Raw genomic sequence first — 19,108 nt, forward strand, 5'->3', positions numbered from 1 at the left:
ATTTTTATTTGTAAAATAAAAAATACTTTTCCATTCAATAATAGATGTCTTCTTTGCAACTAAAAAAGAGGTTAAGGCAAAACAATGTTTTGTCCTAACCCCCCTGATATATGTAAGCCTCTATAAGCCACGTTCCGTACGTCATCCAACTCAGGAGTTGGAATCGGTGGTAATCATCTATCTCCGAATCTATAAGATTCGCCCCCATGATTTGTTCATTTCCGTCATGAAGCGCCCCTACCAAAGTTTGGGTTACCTGCTCGTGGGGTTTACCGCGTTCCACCAATACCGTTTCCAATATTGCTTCGTCACTGTGGCACTTTCAAGACTACTCAGGCATAGCCGAAACTTTAGCCCTTTTATCTGCCGTTATCCCAATCGGAATACCTTGCCTTATTTTTTCAGCAAGCACGATCACTACAAGCATCTCAGCCTGTGCAAGCTTGGACTTTCCTCAGCCTACATAAATGTAAACCGCGATTACCAGAAACCTACATAAAAAGTTAAATCATTCGCTAAAAGCGATTATCTTGATTCATATCATCATTCAATTGTGCGCCAAAAACATGACGTTCGAGATTGGATAAGCGTTTCAAGATGTCCATATTAGTGACACTGGCACTAGGCCTTGCCGTCTGTCCGCTTTTGCCAACAGCAAGCTGTTTTGTCAACTCATCTACTTTGCTGACAAGGCGGTCATTTTCCATCTCTAAGCGCTGTGTTTCTTTAGAATACGTTTCATAATCCTTGATAACGTCATCAAGAAATTCATCCACATCTGCTGGATCATAGCCACGCATCTTTGGTTTAAAATGCTTATTAACAATGTCTTTTGGCGTAAAATTTATCTTCTCCACAGAAATGCACCTCATATTCTATTCGAAACTTTCTCAATAACCTTTCTTATTATATCAAATATCATTTCTAATGCAAATCATTTTCACTTTTTCTTTCAAAAAAATCATTTGCACTAGTCTGAAGTTGATCCATATCAATTAAATCAATTGCATAATCATGATTTTCCTGATATTTCTTTGCCATATTATAATCGTATTTCGTTTTTCCTTCAAATTCGGGATCATAAATCAGTGACATTTGATCAGTATGCTGCAACATAAAATGCTGCCAATTTTTCAACTGCAGAGGTGTTTTGTATGGTTCAGAACTTGCATTTGCAAAAAAATTTACTTTTTCTTTCAGCAAATTGAAGGTCAGCTGTTTGTCATCCTGCCATCTTTTCTCAAAATCACTATACGGAAGAATCATTGCCACTTTCAGTTCCGGGTACTCCTTTTGCAATTCAAGTGCGACCTCAACACTCCATTGCTCAATTCCCAGCTGACCACCAGAAATCACCCATTCTAGCCCCTCCTCTATTTTTTGAACAAGTAATCCCTTTAACACATTTTTTAAAACTTCAATCTTTGGATCATCCTTTTTAAAAACATTTAATTCATAACTGCGATATCCAGTAATCCACAATCGCATTTTCAGACCCCTTTTTTGTTTGATAAAAAGTTTAAACCTCTTGATTATCTTACTATTTAGCATATAATAACAAGATTAATAATAGTAGTATTTCCACTTTTTTTAGCACGTTCTTTAAATTTTTAAACATTTCCTAATCAACTGTAGCTACATTGAAAGAAAAGAAGCATCTAGTCCGCAAAGTACCGCATATAAAGCATTTTTGCCAAGTTTCTTCGTTGTTGGTATAATAAGTCGAATGGGAGTGTGATGCAAGTATGGTCCTCCATTATCCGAATGGTCAAACGTATCATCAATCATCTTCTAAGAGATTGCCCCACCGTGAACATTCTGATATTATTTTTGGAAATCGCGGTATGTCACTAGAGGAGGAAATAAATCAAAGCAATGCCTATTACCTGCAAAAAGAAATTGCGGTAATCCATAAAAAACCTGTGCCGATTCAAATCGTTCAAGTAAGCTACCCTAAAAGAAGTGCTGCTGTAATCAAAGAAGCTTATTTTAAACAATCATCCACAACTGATTATAATGGTGTCTACAAAGGATATTACCTTGATTTCGAGGCGAAGGAAACTAAGAACAAAAAATCCTTTCCTTTAAGCAACTTCCACGAACATCAGATCAAGCACATGAAAGCATGTACGCGGCAAGGTGGAATTTGCTTTACAATTATTAAATTTTCGGTTACACAACAGCTTTTTTTATTGCCGGCAGCTACTTTGTTTAACTACTGGGACAATCAAGCTAAAGGACGAAAATCAATTGAAAAGAAAGTTATTGCAAGTTTCGGCTATGCAATTAATTATCACGTCCAACCGCTTATTCCGTATTTAACATACGTTGACAAGCTGATCAATAAATAATATTCGTTCTGTAAAAGGAGAAAATCATGAGTAATCAAGATCCTAAATATTCACGTGTTGCCCAGAAAAATCAAAAAATCAAAAAACGTCGCTCAGCTGAACCAAAGGATGGAAAATTCAAAATATTTTTCAAACGCTCAGTGATCACTTTGATTCTTTTTTTGGAGGTCGCTATTGCTGTAGGTGCAACTGCATTTTTTTTGTATGCTAAAAATGCTCCAACTTTATCAGAATCTAAACTGTCAAGTACTGGATCCACTGTCATCTATGATGCGGAGGGTAAAAAAATAACTTCCTTAGGTACCCAGAACCGCTTAAAAGTTGAAAGCCAAAACGTTCCTCAACAACTTAAGGATGCTATTGTTTCAATCGAGGACCGTCGTTTCTACAAACATCACGGTGTCGATCCTGTTCGGATAATTGGAGCCGCTCTTTCTAACATCAAGAGTCCTTCACAAGGCCTTCAAGGCGGTAGTACTTTGGACCAGCAGCTGATAAAACTATCTTTCTATTCTACTAAACGTTCCGATCAAACATTCAGGCGTAAAGCTCAAGAAGCTTGGTTGGCACTTAAGATGGATAATACTTATAGCAAAGATCAAATTCTTAATTTTTACATTAATAAAGTATTTATGGGTTACGGAACTTTTGGAATGCAAACTGCGGCACACTATTATTACGGTAAATCTTTAAAAAACCTTACGTTGGCACAAACAGCTTTGATAGCTGGAATCCCAAATGCGCCTTCCGATTACAATCCCTACTCCAATCCTCAACTTGCAACAAAACGAAGAAATGAAGTTCTCTCAGCGATGGTCGCAAATAAAAAAATTACTTCTGCGCAAGCTGCACAGGCTGAAAATGAAAACATCAAAAATGGATTAGTGACAACTCATCAGAGCCAGAAAAAATCGCAAAATGCTAAAATTGCTGATTCATATATTAAGGAAGTAATTACAGACGCCAAGAAAAAAGGCTATGATCCTTATAAAGACTCATTGAAAATCTACACAAACCTTGATATGAAAGCACAGAAGAACTTGTATAATTTAGCTAATTCCAATAGCGAAATTTCATATCCGGATGACAAACTTCAAGTTGCATCAACCATTGTTAATCCTAATAATGGTAAAGTAGTCGCAATGATTGGTGGTCGAAAGACTGGTGACGTAACATATGGGCTGAATCGAGCTGTTCAAACCGATAGAACAAACGGTTCAACTGCTAAACCTTTAATGGATTATGGTCCTGCAATCGAATATCTCAGTTGGGCAACATACCACCATCTAAAAGACACTGCTTATATATATCCTGGTTCGAACATTTCTCTTTATGACTTTGATCGGAGCTACAAAGGCTCAATGACAATGCGAAATGCGATTATCCAGTCACGAAACATTCCTGCTATTCGAGCTCTTGAAGCTGTAGGTATTACAAAAGCACAAAACTTCATTAGCAAGTTAGGTTTTAAATATTCTAAAACACTTGAATTTCAAAATGGTATTGGTTTACCCTCTTCGACATTGCAAAATGCAGCTGCTTACGCTGCATTTGCAAACGGCGGAACCTACTACAAACCTAGTTATATTAGCAGCATCGAGACTAACGACGGGGAAGTCAAAAACTATTCTAGCAGCGGTAAGCAAGTTATGCAGTCATCAACTGCTTACATGCTGACTGATATGATGAAAGATGTCATCACAAACAGTTCTGGAACTGGTCGCTACGCTAACATCAGTGGCCTCTATCAGGCTGGAAAAACAGGAACCAATAGTTATCCCTCAGATGTTGCAAGCAAGTTCCCTAGTTCTGCGGATATGGATTCTTGGTTCAATGGTTATACCAAACACTATTCAATCTCAGTTTGGGTCGGTTATGACCATCCATACGAAGCTAATAATTACTTGGATACTGCTTCTGCGCGGATAGCCTCATACTTCTATAAATACGCAATGGAAAATGTTTCTCAAGGCAAGACTAATACTGATTGGGAACGGCCAAGCAACGTCCTTGTTAAAACAGTTAATGGAGTACGTGAATTGTATCTTGCAGGTTCTCCAGAATCAACGGTGTCAGAGAGCTCATCTGAAAAGAAAAGCTCTAGTTCATCTTCAGACAGTATCAGTTCAATGACGTCTAGCTCGTCATTCTTTAGTGACAGTTCATCTGAAGAGAGCTCATCAAGTGAGGATAGCAGCAGTTCTAGCTCATCGTCGAGTAGCAGTTCTAGTTCATCATCATCTTCTTCATCTGAGCCATCGACAACTACTTCGTCATCTTCAAACAGTTCTGAACAACAACAATCAACATCAACGAGCAGCAGCTCACAGCCTTCAAGTGACAGCAGTTCAAGCAGCAATAACGGACAATAACAACAGTTAAATTGCTAAATTAAACAAAAACAGTTGGAAACTAAATATCAGTTTCCAACTGTTTTTGTTTAAAACGTGACTGCAGGCACATTAAACAGCGTAAGCTTGGGGTTTTCTTGACTATGGATATCAGATTTTATTGATCAGCTACGCTACAGCTCAATATAATCAACATAGATGATCCTTACTGAACCCGAGTCTTTCCTTCAGCACATATCAAAAGTAATGGACATTCCACACATAGGGGCTTGCGGGCCATACATTGATAGCGTCCCCAAAAGATCATACAATGATGAGCTTTTATCCACAAATCTTCAGGCAGTTTTTTCATCAATGTTTTCTCAATTGTAAGAACGTCTGCTGTTTGAGGAACAATCCGCAGTCTTTTAGAAACACGGGTCACATGTGTGTCTACAGCTATCGCGGGAATATTAAAACATTCTGCTAATACAACATCTGCTGTTTTGCGTCCAACACCAGAAAGCTGCATTAATTCTTTTCTTGTTTGGGGAACCTGCCCATCAAATTTAGCAACAATATCTGCAGCACAAGCAATGATATATTTACTTTTGTTTCGATATAAACCTATTGACCTGAGAAGTGGCATAACCTCTTCAAGACTGGCAGCAGCCAGATCTTCAGGTGCTGGATAGCGTACAAATAAACGCGGCGTGAGTAAATTGACTGCTTTGTCAGTTGTTTGTGCACTTAGAATAACTGCTAGCAAAAAATGAAAATCAGTATCTGCTTCAAGTGATGTTCGTGCATCAGGAAATTTTTGGCTCATAACTTCTATCGCTCTAATAGTCTCCTTACTGCTCAGCATCACTTCTCATCCCCGTTCTTCGACGAGGTATCCGACCAATGATAAAGGGGAATATCAGGCTTATCCTTACTTCGTTTGTTCTGATTATTGTTAGCATTTTCAGTTTGTCTGCGCTGGCGCATTTTTTGTTTTTCGCGCTGAACATCCTGTGCAGTTTTGATATGCTGCCTTTCCCAATTTAATAATACTCGATCAATATATTTCAAACTATATGCTTGATTTAAAACAGCCTCGCGTAAAGCTAGCAAGATCAGCGCTGGATCGTAGTGATCATCGTTAAGCCACAAATTGATTGTCTCTAATTCAATTGGTGACAATGATCTACCAAATTCAACCTCAATACTGCTAAAAACTTTGTCTCGATTAATTTCATTTTTATTGTTAAATTGAACTTCTTCTTTTTGATGCTGTTTCGTAAGCATTTTTTCAAATAAAAGGTCAAATTGATAAATATCATGTTTCCTTCCATCATGATCCGAAACTGTCTTAATTTCCATCAGTTTTTTTTCAATCAAGCGATGCAGCATCTGGTAAACCTCGGCTGTACTTTTTCCCATTTTTCCGGCTATTTTTTCAATAGCTGGAAATGGATCTCCTTTTTGGATAAAGCTATCTATTTGAAGATACAAAACAAATTCACTGTCATTCATTCCTAAAGAATGATAATTATGCAGGATCAAATTTGAAACAGTCATTTGCCCTTCATGCAAATATGCTTGAAATATTTTATCCATCTCTGCTCCCATCCTTCTTGTTTACTAGAAAAAAATTGCTTATAAAAAAAGCAGCCAAGATAATTTTTTACCCTAACCACTTTTTGCCTCTATTACGGATAAATTCGGTTCAGTAGACGTGGGAACGGGATTGCTTCGCGAATATGCTCCTCGCCAGTAATCCACGTAACCGCACGTTCCAAACCAAGCCCAAAACCAGAATGAGGCACACTACCATAACGCCGCAGGTCAAGGTACCACTGATAATCTGCTTTGTCGAGTCCTGCTTTTTCAATTTGTTTTTCTAAATAAGCAACATCTGTTGCCCTTTCAGAACCACCTATAATCTCTCCATAGCCTTCAGGTGCCAAAAGGTCAGCACAAATAACAACATCTTTGCGAGTTGGATGTGGCTTCATATAGAACGGCTTGATAGCTTTCGGATAATTTAGTACAAATACCGGTTTGTTGAAATGTTCTGCCAAGTACGTTTCTTCTGGAGAACCGAAATCTTTACCCCATTTAACATCTGGAAAGTCTCCGGACTTTTGCAACAATTCAATTGCCTCATCATAAGAGATTCGCGGATATGGGAGTTTTGTATAGCGTTGCAAAACTTTTGGATCGCGTCCCAAAAGTTTTAACTCATACTGGCAATTATCGAGAACACTTTGTACAAGATAAGCAATATACTTTTCCTGAATCTCCAAACTCTCTTCTTGATGTGTGAAAGCCATCTCAGGTTCTATCATCCAAAATTCGATCAGATGTCTTCTTGTCTTGGATTTCTCTGCCCTGAAAGTCGGTCCAAATGAGAAAACTTTCCCATATGCCATTGCGCCGGCTTCTTCGTACAATTGACCAGATTGGGATAGATAAGCATCCTTATCAAAATATTCTGTATGGAAAAGCTCCGTCGTTCCTTCGGGTGCTGATCCAGTCAGTATCGGCGCATCAAACTTAACAAATCCCTCTTTATGAAAGAAAGCATATGTTGCTCTGATTAATTCGCTGCGAATCTTTATAATCGCAAATTGACGTTTCGAACGCAACCACAAATGACGATGATCCATTAAAAAATCTGTTCCATGGTCTTTTGGCGAAATTGGATAATCTTTGCTAGCTCCGACTGGTTCAATGTCTTCAATTTCAATTTCATATCCAAAATGCGAACGTGCATCTTCATGAATAGTCCCAATTACATACATGCTTTCTTCTTGCTTAACTTCTTTTGCCAGTGCGAAAGTCTCTTCACTGACATCACTTTTCACAACAACTCCTTGGAAATACGCCGTACCATCTCGCAACTGCAAAAATGCGATCTTTCCACTAGAGCGTTTATTAGTCAGCCAAACACCGATCTTAACTTTTTTATCAACATATTTTTTAGAATCAACAATACTAATCGTTTCCAAAAATGCAGCCTCCTACAGATGTTTTTCAATAAATATTTTCATTCGTTTTAAAGCTTCATTTAAACTATCCATATCAGTCGCATAACTAAGCCTGATGTGTTCAGGCATTCCGAAAGCAACGCCTGCTACCACCGCAACATGTGCTTCTTCAAGCAGAGCAGAAGCAAAATTCTCGGTTGATGAGAAACCAGTCATTTTAACTGTTTCCGCAATATTAGGGAAAAGATAAAATGCTCCTTCAGGTTTGGTCGCAAGTTTCACACCTGGCAAAGCTATAAGCTGCGGATAAACTGTATTCAAACGTTTTTCAAATTGAATACGCATTTTTTCCACTACATCCTGATCTCCGGTCAATGCTTCCAAAGCAGCATATTGACTCACAGCTGCTAGATTGCTGGTCGCATGACTGATAACAACGTTCATCTTCTGAATGACCTTCTTTGGCGCAACGGTATACCCGACACGCCAGCCTGTCATAGCATAAGCTTTTGACAATCCACTCACCAGAATGGTCTGATCCTTGATCTTCTGACCGAGCCCAATCAGAGAAACAAATTGATGTCCATTATAAACAAGTTTGCCGTACATATCGTCTGCAATCAATATAATATCATTTTTGACTGCCCATTCACCAATTGCAAGTAATTCAGCACGATTGTAGATCAAGCCAGAAGGATTCTGCGGCGAATTAATAATCACTGCACGTGTCTTGGATGTGCGTTCTCTTTCCAGTTCATCAACTGTTACTTTAGCTCCGTTAGATGGCATAACAAAAACAGGTTTGCCACCAGCTAACTTGACCTGTTCACCATAACTAACCCAATATGGCAAAGGAATTAAAACTTCATCATTGTCATTTAACAGTGTCTGCGCAAGAACGTATAAAGAAAACTTTCCACCGACAGTAACGGCAACTTGGTCAGTTGTATACTCAGTGTTGAAATCTTTTCGCAAGCGATCACAGATTGCCTGTTTCAACTCAATTATTCCTGTTGCAGGGGTATAAAAATCAGATTTTCCTGTTTCGATGGCATTAATGGCAGCCTCTTTAATTTTCCGTGGTGTGTTAAAATCCGGCTCTCCGACGCCAAGATTGATGACATCAATTCCCTTAGCGACCATTTCTTTTGCTTTTGCTGAAAGAGCTAGTGTTGCTGACGGCTGGACCTGCATAACTCTGCTTGCAATTTTCATTTTCTACACCTTCATTATTCTAGATATTTTGAATCGTTTTAAGCATTGAACCGTTCTTGAATGATACTAAGTCATAACACAGACGATTATATTTATTGAGATAAGTTATTTCCCATACTGGTTTTTTCTTCCACATTCCCATCGCAATTTTAGTTATTTTTTTAGGCTGATGTTCTTTTTGAACAATCGAACGCGCCTTTGTACCGCTAATCCCCTTATCATGAGAATAAATATTTATCTGACCGCCCTTCTGAGCAATAACTACATAAATATTTTGACTATTAGTATTCTGACCATCGATGGTAAAATAAGTCTTTTGACGGTTATACCAGTAGAAATTCTTCACAGTTTTCAGCTTCGCATACTTTTGAGCTAACTTAGTAGCCTCCGCTTTAGCCTCTCTTTTGGGAGACGTTAGCTGCGAGTAAATAACAAAGGCCCCAAATGCAACGATAATCACTGTTGCGAGGACTATCATTCTTCTTAGATTGTTTCGGTAATGCTTTGTTCTTCTCATAGACCCCTCTCATCTCTTTTGCGACTATTACTAAGAAACTACATGCCCGTTTTATTATAGCAATAATCAATTTTTTTTTGAAGTCACGGTTGTTGATTTTCCCAAAAATTCAATAAATGTTTCTTTATCTCATTTGTTTTAATTATTTTGCGTGGCATAGTTGTCGGGAACACTTTCTGCATTTGTGTACCGTAATTTTTGGTCACAACCCGGCTATCCAGTAGAATTATTACCCCGCGATCCTCTGGTGTACGTATCAAACGCCCTAATCCTTGTTTTAAGCGCATCATAGCCTCGGGCAGTGCAATGTTCTGAAATGGATCTTGTCCTTCAAGCATTAAATTGCGATATTTGACACGGTTGATCAAAGTATCTGGCGCTTGAAATGGAAGACGTGTGATCACCAATAGTTCCAGACGATCTTTAGGCAAATCGATACCTTCCCAAAAAGTACCAGCTCCTAATAGAACAGTATCTTTAGATAATCGGAAACGTTTCATGATTTTTTCATTACTGCCGGTCACTCCCTGAGCTAAAATCTCACGCTGCAATGTGACCCCGCTCTCACTCAAAAAATGATAAACTTTTTCAATCATCGCTAAAGAATTAAATAAAATTAATGTCTGCCGTTTATTATCCAAAATAATTTCTTTCAGCGTTTCTGCCAAATAAGCAATGTAATTATCAAGTTCATGTGTGACGTCCGGTGCATCTGCTGCTATCAATGCCAATGCTTGTTTGTGATAATCAAACGCTCCTGGCAACTGCACTATTTGTGTGTCATGTGGGAGATCTAGTTGATCAAGCGTATAATCCATCGTATTTGGAAGCAACAGACTTGCACCTACAAAAAGAACGTGCTGAAAATTATTATAGACATACGGACGTAAGAAGTTCTTTACCTGTAGCAAACCAAACTGCAACCTCAAATGCGCACCGGGATTATCCAACGGAATTGAGAGCCAAACAATTGTCTCATCCTCCTGCTTTTCTAGTCTAGTTAGCTCCATCCGCATCCAATATTGTCGACAGTCAACTAATCTTCGTGAAAGAGCAAAAAAATCATTCAAAAAATGAACTGCTTTTTTGTCTAATCTATTTTCAACTTTAAATTCCTCAAAGCGCCGCATTAGTTTCTGATATTCCTGCTCAAAATTTTCAAAAGCTTTGTTGACGTATTCAATACTTGCATAATTTTCTTTGATAAAACCTCTGAGTCGATTTACTGGGACAATACTCTCAAAAAAATCTTTCTTAGTTCCGTTTTTCTGAACAAATCGATGCATCAGATTATCCCTAATTTCAGGAATGCGCTGATCAATAATCCGAATATTTTCAGCTACTTCATGATTTTCGGCATGTGTAATAAATTTTTGTTTCTCAAGCTGCTCAAAAGCAAACGAAACGTGCGACCCAATCTTCACTAGAAGCGAGTCACAGATAATTTTTAACTCATCAAAATCAATCTCATCCCGATTGCTTGCAAGCGCCATGCTGGAAAGATGCTGAGCTTCATCAATGATCAAATTTGCTTCTGGGCTGCCTAAAATTTCAACATGGTTTAATAAATATGAGTGATTTGCAATCAACAAGTCAGCGTTATCCTGATACATCCGCTGTCGACGAACAAAATCATAAGTGAAAAAGGCGCTGCCCGCCTCTAAACTATCAAGCCCATGATGTCTTATCTCATTAAACAGAGGATTTTGATATTTTGTCAGATGCAATTCAGAAAGATCACCTGTTTTTGTAATAGTCAGCCAAACCAACAAACGTAACTGTAACAACCGCGTCTGTTTTCCTTGAGGCTGGTGTAAAGATTGGCTGAACTTTTCCAAATCAAGATAGTGGTGACTTCCCTTAAGAACCGCTGCTTCGATCTCGAAAGGTAAAATTTGCTGCAAAAGAGGCAAAACCTGTTCTTTCATTTGGGTCTGCAAAGCTGTGGTTGCAGTACTTACCACCACTTTTTTCCCTTTGTTTACAGCATAGGCAGCCGGTATAAGATAACCCAACGTTTTACCTAACCCCGTTGGAGCTTCGAGAACTAAGCGTGAATGATCATTCTTTTCTAGCAATTCGTGCACATGATCCATCATTTCAATTTGAACTGGGCGCCATTCAAGAACATTTGCAAACAGTTTTCTCTTGGAGGCAGTTGTTTGAGGATAAGTTTTTTCTTTTTGCGGCCTAGTTGACAATCCGAAGCGCCGCAGTACAATTCCGCCAACTTCTTGAAGATATGCTGGCAAAACATTGTCTTTACGCTGCCTTTTTTCAAATGCTTCTTTAAAACACGACCCGGTCTGCATCAGCAAACTATTTTGATATGATGTGATCACCTCGAGACAGCGAAGCGGCAGATTAGCAATTGTTTTCAATAAGAAAATCAATAACTGCGCAGTCGCTTCTGCATCACTATCAGCATGATGTGGATGACGATGACTTAGATTAAGGTATTCGCTCAAATAACTCAGCTTAAAACTCGGTAGTGTCGGCAACAATATTTGACTCAGTTGAACTGTATCTATTCCCTCTAATTCACTTGCAGGGTAACCTACACGTTCAAATTCGGCATTTAAGAAACGATAGTCAAAGTTTATATTGTGTGCCACAAAAGTTGTATCCTGTAAAAGAGCAAAAATCGTTCCTGCAACATCCTCAAACAATGGTGCTTTTTTTACATCTTTGTTCGTAATTCCTGTTAAGTGCTGAACTTCTTTTGGAATTGGCATTAAAGGATTAATCATTGTGTTGAAGCTATTGATTATTTTTCCACCCTTAACAAAAACACAACTAAACTGGATCATTCGATTTGTACCATCTATACTGGTTCCAGTCGTCTCAATATCAACGACTGCATACGTGCCTGCCAAGTTCATTGTTCCACCGACTTTCTTAGCATAATCTACTCGCCATTTTAGCACATATCCGGCCTTTTAAGCGCTCTAAATTAAAATCTATTAATCAATCTAAACAACATTTGATTATCAAGCATGATCTTATCCAATATTTAACACCTTTAAAGATTGTTATATTGTCAGAATGTTAATAAATATGTATAATCTTATTTGTTTGTAACGAGCCAATATTTATAATAATTTAAGGATCTTTGTAGTATGATGTTAATGGTAATAACCATTCGTAGTAGAAAGGGAGCATTGATTTGGCCAAAATTATGCATTCCGGAAATGGAGAAAGCCACGCCAAGATAATCCTGATTGGAGAGCATTCAGTTGTTTATGGTCAACCAGCAATTGCACTGCCGCTATCCAAGGTAAAAACAAAAGTACATATAAAAGACTCAAGTAATGGCCCACGCATCTTGCATAGCCGTTACTTTGATGGAGAACTCAAGAATTCTCCAACTTCTCTTTCTGGAATAAAACATCTGATCAACTATATTTTAGAAGCACATTCCATGATGAATAGCTCTTTCATCATGACGATCACGAGCGATCTTCCTGCTGAAAGAGGCATGGGTTCCTCAGCAGCCACTGCTATTGCTGTAGTTAGAGCACTTTATACTTACTTTGGATGGCATCTCACCCATTCCAAGCTCCTTCAGCTCGCAAATATAGCAGAAAAAGATATTCATGGCAATCCCAGCGGACTTGACGCGGCTACTTCTGCAAGCTCGCAACCCGTTTGGATGATTAAAAACAAAGAACTTTTTACATTGCCAATTAATTTAAACGCCTGTCTTTTGATTTGTGATAGCGGTATAAGGGGACGTACTGGCGAGGCAGTATCAAGTGTGAAGAAGAGATTGGAAAGCGATCCTGAAGCAACACAAGCATTGATTAACAAACTTGGAGAACTTGCTTTCGCGGCGCGTCAGCAAATTGCCAACGATGATCCTTCAGGATTGGGAAAAACGTTTAACATTGCTCAATCACAGCTCGCTGCACTTGGTGTTAGCAACAAGCAGCTTGACGATCTCATCAAAACAAGTCTTGCTTTTGGAGCATTAGGCAGTAAGCTCACGGGGGGTGGACGTGGGGGTTGTTTCATTTCACTTGTAAGAAATCAAAAATCAGCAAAAGAAATTGCCCGCCAGTTACGCAAGAAAGGTGTCACTGAGACATGGATTCAGCCATTAGGAAACGATCCTGAGGAGGAAAATAACTAATGATTTCAAAACCATTCACGGCTCGTGCCCACACTAATATTGCATTAATCAAATATTGGGGTAAAAAAGATAAGCAATTGATACTTCCGATGAACAGCAGTCTTTCATTGACATTAGATCGTTTTTATACAGATACTGAAGTTTACTTTGATTCAGACTTAAAACAAGACCTTTTTTATCTGAATGATGAGAAAAAAGATGCAGCTAAAGTTGCACATTTTATGGATTTAGTTCGTTCAAAATCTGAGTTAAAAGCATTTGCCCATATCAAGTCTATCAACCATGTTCCAACAACAGCCGGTTTGGCCTCTTCAGCTTCAGCCTATGCAGCATTGGCATTAGCAGCTAGCCGAGCAGCAGGAATGCAGCTATCCCTTCCTGAACTTTCACGGCTTGCTCGTAGAGGCTCGGGATCAGCCAGCCGTTCAATATATGGCGGCTTCGTTGAATGGCAGCGCGGACACGATGATTTAAGTTCGTTTGCTGTTCCGATTGAAGAAAACACTGATTGGAACATTTGCATGATTGCAGTTGTAATCGACAAAGCTCGAAAAAAAATTTCGAGTCGCGTAGGAATGCAGCGAGTGGTTGAAACCTCCCCCTTCTATCCTGCTTGGATCAAAAGCGCTGAGCATGATCTTACTGCTATAAAAAAAGCTATTAAAGAACGCAATCTGAAAAAAGTTGGCGAAATTACTGAAGAAAATGCAATGAAGATGCATGCCTTGAATATGAGCGCCAGTCCTCACTTCAGCTATTTTGAATCTGCGACCATTGAAGTGATGCATCTAGTAGAATTGTTGCGTTCAGAGGGTATTTGTTGTTATTATACATTGGATGCAGGCCCAAATGTTAAAATTCTCTGCTCTGTTGAAGACAGTGAAGAAATTTTGAGAAGACTTGCAGTTAAATTTGATAAAAAACAGTTATTGATTGCACACCCGGGTCCGGGCGTACAACTAATCAATAAAAAATAAAATTATATTTAATTCGTTGAAGGGGCATGATTTTTTGATTACGGTCAAAGCACCAGGAAAACTTTATATTGCAGGCGAATATGCAGTCGTTGAAACCGGATTTCCTGCAATTCTTGTGGCACTTAATCAATTTGTAACAGTCACAGTCAAAGAAAGTAACGATTATGGATCAATTTATTCGCAGCAATATCAAGAGAATTCACTTCTCTGGAAGCGCGAAGGAAATCACATGATTTTCGACAATCGTGACAATCCATTTCATTATATCCTCTCGGCCATAAAACTGACAGAAGCCTACGCACAAGCATTAGGCAAAAAAATGAAATGCTATCATCTGAGGATCGATAGTGACCTAGACAGCCCTGATGGCAAAAAATACGGTTTAGGGAGTTCAGCAGCCGTTACCGTTGCGACTGTTAAAGCCTTATGCCGCTTCTACAATCTCCCTATGACTAAAAGCCGGCTTTTCAAATTATCTGCAATTGCGCATTTGGATATTCAAGGAAACGGTTCGTTAGGAGATATTGCGGCAAGTGTCTACGGAGGATGGATAGCGTATAACTCCTTTGACCGAGATTGGCTAAAAAAAGCCCGCCATCAATATTCGCTAACCGAACTGATTGATCTGAAGTGGCCGCAATTAAAGGTTGAATTATTAACCCCACCCAATGAACTTTCATTGCTGATAGGTTGGACGGGCTCGCCTGCATCAACATCACATTTAGTTGATGCAGTTGGTCTCAAGAAAGCTGAACGTCTCAAAAGCTATCAAAACTTTCTGAACGAGAGTAAGGAATGTTTAAAACGAATGATTAGAGGCTTTCGAGCAAAAAGCTTTGAGGTCATAAAAAAAGAAATACGTTGTAATCGTAAATTACTGCAATCACTTGGAGAATTAAGCGATGTCCAAATTGAAACACCACTTTTGCACCTATTATGCGAAACTGCGGAAAAGCTGAACGGCGCTTCCAAAACTTCTGGCGCAGGCGGCGGCGATTGCGGTATTGTTTTAATCGATAATTCTATTGATATTCAAGAACTGTTGAACAATTGGAAAAAGATCGGGATTGAACCGCTCAATCTGCATGTACACCGCGTCAACGATTAACGAATGGAAAGGAAGGTCTGGACAATGAATTCACATTCTCATCGAAAAGACGAACATGTTTTTATTGCTGAAAAACTTTATCAATCCGAGAGTACAAATGGTTTGGATCAGATCAAACTTTTCCCAAACAACCTTCCTGAAATTGCGTGGGATGAGGTCAATATAACAACTACGTTAGCTGGAATACCAATTCCGGCTCCTTTTTTTATCAACGCGATGTCTGGTGGGAGTCCATCAACTGCCAAGTTAAATGAAAAGCTTGCTGCTGCCGCTGCCGCTACAGGCATCCCCATGGCAACCGGTTCTGAAAGCATCGCTCTTAAACTGCCTGAGGTTGAATCAAGCTTTAGTATCGTTAGGAAAGAAATTCCTGACGGCATTGTTTTAGGCAATTTAGGAGCCGATCATAGTCTTGAGGATGCAAAAAGGGCTGTCGCACTGTTAAAAGCTGATATACTTGAAATTCATCTTAATGCTGCACAGGAGATCGTTATGCCTGAAGGTGATCGCAAACTTAAATGGCGTGAAAATTTAAAAAAAATCATAACCAACCTTGAAATTCCTGTTTTGGTTAAAGAAGTCGGCTTCGGCATCAGTCCACGTTTACTGCAGCAATTTAAAAATTTAGGAATCAAATACGTTGATCTCTCAGGACGCGGTGGCACAAACTTCGCTAAAATTGAAAATCAACGACGTCATGCTAAAGATTTTCCGTTGCTCGATAACTTTGGACTTTCAACCGCTGAAACACTGATAGCTAGTCAGCCCTTTCAAAAAGAATTTTCTTTTACAGCTTCCGGCGGTATCAGAAATGCACTCGATATTGTCAAATGCTTAGTTCTTGGGGCTGATAATGTTGGTATCTCAGGTTTATTTCTTCATACTGTTCTCAAACAGGACAGTGCTGGTTTAATTGAACTGATTGAAAAACTTAAATACCAAGTTCAGTCTTTGATGGTCCTTCTTGGTTGCCATAACATCGCAGAACTTCGTCAAGCAGACTTTACCTTAGCACCTGAACTATATATCTTTCAGAAACAGTTACAAAACTATCCACAAAAAAACAAGAGAAACTAGCAAACCTTGTGAAGGCCGGTTAGTTTCTCTTGTTTTATTTTTTTAAAATTGGATGAAGCCGAAGCCCTTTTGGAAAAAAGTTTTTTACGGTTCCATTCACAAATTTTCCGAAACAAAAACTTTTATTTTCACAACAAAGCAGATACCATCCGTTTTCAAGCCCATTACCGCTATACGCGATAGTGTTTCCTTGAACGTAACTCTCCCACTCCGTGTGCTTAAAATTAAGCACACGTACCGCACGACGTGGTCCTAAATAAAGAGCTAGTGCATAACTCGGTTCAAATCTTTTTTTCTTAAAAACACCAAGTTCCAACCCAGGCCGCATAAAGCGTAAATCAGTTAAATCAGGGCTGCTTTCAGGTGACCAGTACAAACGCTCGCCCCAGCACCGTAACTCAGCTGCTGGGAAGGACACATCAGGCGTAAACATCATCTGCTCAAAATCATTCCATAAAGAACGTTCGCTACTTGTTGGCTTTCTAAGAACTCGATTTCTGTTTTTCTTTTTCTTGCTTTTTTTTAGTATTTCTTGAGGCCGCTGATCTTGTAACTTAGCAATAAAATGTCCTTCACCATTAAAATGATGTGGAAATAAACGAACAGTCCCTAACAAACGCTGATCATTATCTGCAAGTCGAGGCATCCCTGCATCCATTCCATGCCATTTTTTTAAGGGTACAATTTTAAGATATTCATACTGTTTCAGCAGCCAAGCAATAATTTGTTCATCTTCTTCAGGCGCAAAGGTACATGTCGAGTAAATTAACTGTCCTCCCTGACGAAGCATTTTCACAGCATCTTCCAATATTTTGCGTTGACGTTGAGCACATTCATCAGCATACTTTGAGTGCCAGTAGTTTATTGCTTGCGGATTTTTGCGAAACATGCCTTCTCCTGAGCAAGGCGCATCAATTAATATTTTATCAAAAAATCCTGGTAAATACTTAGACAACGTTTGCGGATCTTCATTCAAAACAATTACATTTGAAGCACCTGCACGTTCGATATTCTCTGATAAAATAGCCGCCCGTTTGCGATCTATTTCATTTGCAACCAACAGTCCTTTTCCCGCAAGCTTGGCAGCAACTTGCGTCGATTTTCCTCCTGGGGCAGCACAAAGATCAAGAACACGCTCACCTGGAGTTACATCTGCAACCTCGCCTACATACATTGCGCTTGGCTCCTGACTGTAAACATACCCCGTCTGATGTTCCAGTGAGCGTCCCGAAACGGTTCCATAATAACCGGTTGGTACATATTCGACCGGATAGGTCAGATCAAAATCAACTTCTTCCGGATTTTCTTTTAGCGTGTTAAGTCTAAAACCTTTCTTGACCTCACCAGCCAAACTCGAAAAAAAAGCTGGTGCCTCATCTCCTAATATTTTCTGATATTTAGAGACAAAACCTTCTGGTAAATCCATTCAATTAATCCCCTTTGTTCAACTTTTTAATTTGCTTTTTCAACAAGACTACATACAAACAATTGGTTAATAAGAATACTCCGAGATTATAAACAAAAATTACAACATATTCAGTAATATCAAAGGCTAATAAACCAATTATTATCCCGAAAATGGTACCTAGTCCATTAAATAAGGCAAAAAACTGCCATTCTTCAAAAATAAATTTTTTAACATCCTTTTTCAAAAAAACAGCTTCTAAATACTCTCTGCGTGCAAAAAGTTTGCATATGAAAGCTCCGCTCAAAAAAGCAAGTGTAATTAAAGCCAGACCTAAAAGTTCACTTAGATGCGATACGACCCATGAATCTTGTTGAATCAAGAAATGCTTGCGGTTAAGATGGCGAACACCTGATGCATTCAAGATTTTTCTAACACTATGCTTATTTAAAGTGTGTTTTCCGTCTATCACGATTCGAAAATTATTAGCCAGCACCTTAGTTCGCTGCTGTTCATTGAGTGAAATAAAAATCTGGTTATCCAGATCCGTGTCTTGATGGTTCCCCATCACACCAAGCACAGGAATGTACTTATTATCCATTTTTAAATAACTTTGATCCTTTGGTGTATACAATTTCTTTTCATAATTTTGTCCAACAACAGCGACATTTACTTGCGACTTAAAATCAGCCAGCGAAAAAAAACTACCTTTCAACATTGGTGGTACTGCAAAATTACCTACACCGTAAAAATACGTGACATTTTTACGTTTCTTGTCCTGATAGTGCACCTGAACATCTTCTAGTTTGGATGAATTTTGTAGTTTATCATCAAGCTGTGCAACCGTCGTTTTGTCTTTTAATGTGATTAAGTACGCATCAGCAGAGAGATTATGATTGTTCAGCTTGATGGTCAGATTCCGCTCCTGAATCTTTAAAAACAGTGAAACACTGAGAAAAGCCAGCAACATTGCATAGAGTACCAGCCAAACATTCTTCTTTATCACAGTATACGTCCCCTA

16 protein-coding genes and 1 other RNA gene are annotated in these 19,108 nt (G+C 38.8%); 6 read left to right on the forward strand and 11 right to left on the reverse strand.

Features of this window, described 5'->3' with window-relative positions; all coding sequences use genetic code 11:
- Positions 1 to 118: 118 nt before the first annotated feature.
- The 3 genes from rnpB to FD20_RS00445 all read right to left on the reverse strand — a co-directional run bounded on the left by rnpB (position 119) and on the right by FD20_RS00445 (position 1,488).
- An RNA gene (gene rnpB / locus FD20_RS12915) (RNase P RNA component class B) lies at positions 119 to 492 on the reverse strand.
- Positions 493 to 515: 23 nt separating this feature from the next.
- On the reverse strand, positions 516 to 857 hold the full coding sequence (gene gpsB, locus FD20_RS00440; RefSeq protein WP_034988165.1) for a cell division regulator GpsB: 342 nt from the start codon (positions 855 to 857) through the stop codon (positions 516 to 518).
- A gap of 67 nt (positions 858 to 924) precedes the next feature.
- Positions 925 to 1,488, reverse strand: a complete 564-nt coding sequence (locus tag FD20_RS00445) for an SLOG family protein (protein ID WP_057735538.1) — start codon at positions 1,486 to 1,488, stop codon at positions 925 to 927.
- A gap of 257 nt (positions 1,489 to 1,745) precedes the next feature.
- Here FD20_RS00445 and recU point away from each other — a divergent pair, with 257 nt between their 5' ends.
- Both recU and FD20_RS00455 read left to right on the forward strand, forming a co-directional pair.
- Positions 1,746 to 2,351, forward strand: a complete 606-nt coding sequence (recU, locus tag FD20_RS00450) for a Holliday junction resolvase RecU (RefSeq protein WP_057735539.1) — start codon at positions 1,746 to 1,748, stop codon at positions 2,349 to 2,351.
- A 26-nt stretch (positions 2,352 to 2,377) separates the two neighbouring features.
- Positions 2,378 to 4,723: a transglycosylase domain-containing protein gene (locus FD20_RS00455; RefSeq protein WP_157060808.1), complete on the forward strand. Its 2,346-nt coding sequence runs from the start codon at positions 2,378 to 2,380 to the stop codon at positions 4,721 to 4,723.
- 184 nt (positions 4,724 to 4,907) lie between these two features.
- Here the strand turns inward: FD20_RS00455 and nth are convergent, their stop codons facing one another.
- From nth to FD20_RS00485, 6 genes are all read right to left on the reverse strand, one after another.
- On the reverse strand, positions 4,908 to 5,549 hold the full coding sequence (gene nth / locus FD20_RS00460) for an endonuclease III (protein ID WP_057735541.1): 642 nt from the start codon (positions 5,547 to 5,549) through the stop codon (positions 4,908 to 4,910).
- Positions 5,549 to 6,283, reverse strand: a complete 735-nt coding sequence (locus FD20_RS00465; protein ID WP_057735542.1) for a DnaD domain protein — start codon at positions 6,281 to 6,283, stop codon at positions 5,549 to 5,551. Before FD20_RS00465 ends, nth begins: the two co-directional genes overlap by 1 nt.
- 92 nt (positions 6,284 to 6,375) lie before the next feature.
- Entirely contained in the window at positions 6,376 to 7,677 is a 1,302-nt protein-coding gene (gene asnS, locus FD20_RS00470; protein ID WP_057735543.1) for an asparagine--tRNA ligase, read from the reverse strand.
- 12 nt (positions 7,678 to 7,689) lie between these two features.
- On the reverse strand, positions 7,690 to 8,871 hold the full coding sequence (locus tag FD20_RS00475; RefSeq protein ID WP_057735544.1) for a pyridoxal phosphate-dependent aminotransferase: 1,182 nt from the start codon (positions 8,869 to 8,871) through the stop codon (positions 7,690 to 7,692).
- Between the two features lie 19 nt (positions 8,872 to 8,890).
- Positions 8,891 to 9,388, reverse strand: coding sequence for a cell wall elongation regulator TseB-like domain-containing protein (locus FD20_RS00480; protein ID WP_057735545.1), 498 nt, complete (start codon positions 9,386 to 9,388; stop codon positions 8,891 to 8,893).
- 83 nt (positions 9,389 to 9,471) lie between these two features.
- The gene (locus FD20_RS00485) at positions 9,472 to 12,315 is read right to left on the reverse strand and encodes a helicase C-terminal domain-containing protein (protein ID WP_235807686.1); all 2,844 of its coding nucleotides are present in this window, start codon (positions 12,313 to 12,315) and stop codon (positions 9,472 to 9,474) included.
- A gap of 239 nt (positions 12,316 to 12,554) precedes the next feature.
- Here FD20_RS00485 and mvk point away from each other — a divergent pair, with 239 nt between their 5' ends.
- From mvk to fni, 4 genes are read left to right on the forward strand one after another with little or no spacing between them, the layout of a single operon-like run.
- Entirely contained in the window at positions 12,555 to 13,520 is a 966-nt protein-coding gene (gene mvk, locus FD20_RS00490) for a mevalonate kinase (RefSeq protein WP_338040457.1), read from the forward strand.
- Positions 13,520 to 14,497 (forward strand): diphosphomevalonate decarboxylase, encoded by a 978-nt coding sequence (gene mvaD, locus FD20_RS00495; RefSeq protein ID WP_057735546.1) that lies wholly within the window; start codon positions 13,520 to 13,522, stop codon positions 14,495 to 14,497. The genes mvk and mvaD overlap by 1 nt, the downstream gene beginning before the upstream one ends.
- Before the next feature lie 34 nt (positions 14,498 to 14,531).
- On the forward strand, positions 14,532 to 15,605 hold the full coding sequence (locus FD20_RS00500; protein WP_057735547.1) for a phosphomevalonate kinase: 1,074 nt from the start codon (positions 14,532 to 14,534) through the stop codon (positions 15,603 to 15,605).
- Between the two features lie 24 nt (positions 15,606 to 15,629).
- On the forward strand, positions 15,630 to 16,682 hold the full coding sequence (fni, locus tag FD20_RS00505; protein WP_057735548.1) for a type 2 isopentenyl-diphosphate Delta-isomerase: 1,053 nt from the start codon (positions 15,630 to 15,632) through the stop codon (positions 16,680 to 16,682).
- A 34-nt stretch (positions 16,683 to 16,716) separates the two neighbouring features.
- Here the strand turns inward: fni and FD20_RS00510 are convergent, their stop codons facing one another.
- Both FD20_RS00510 and FD20_RS00515 read right to left on the reverse strand, forming a co-directional pair.
- A complete protein-coding gene (locus FD20_RS00510) occupies positions 16,717 to 18,108 on the reverse strand; it encodes an RsmB/NOP family class I SAM-dependent RNA methyltransferase (RefSeq protein WP_057735549.1) in 1,392 nt (463 codons plus the stop codon).
- A gap of 4 nt (positions 18,109 to 18,112) precedes the next feature.
- Positions 18,113 to 19,093, reverse strand: coding sequence for an ABC transporter permease (locus tag FD20_RS00515; protein ID WP_057735550.1), 981 nt, complete (start codon positions 19,091 to 19,093; stop codon positions 18,113 to 18,115).
- Between the last annotated feature and the right edge of the window lie 15 nt (positions 19,094 to 19,108).

Source organism: Liquorilactobacillus uvarum DSM 19971 (genome assembly GCF_001434935.1).
GTDB lineage: Bacteria > Bacillota > Bacilli > Lactobacillales > Lactobacillaceae > Liquorilactobacillus > Liquorilactobacillus uvarum.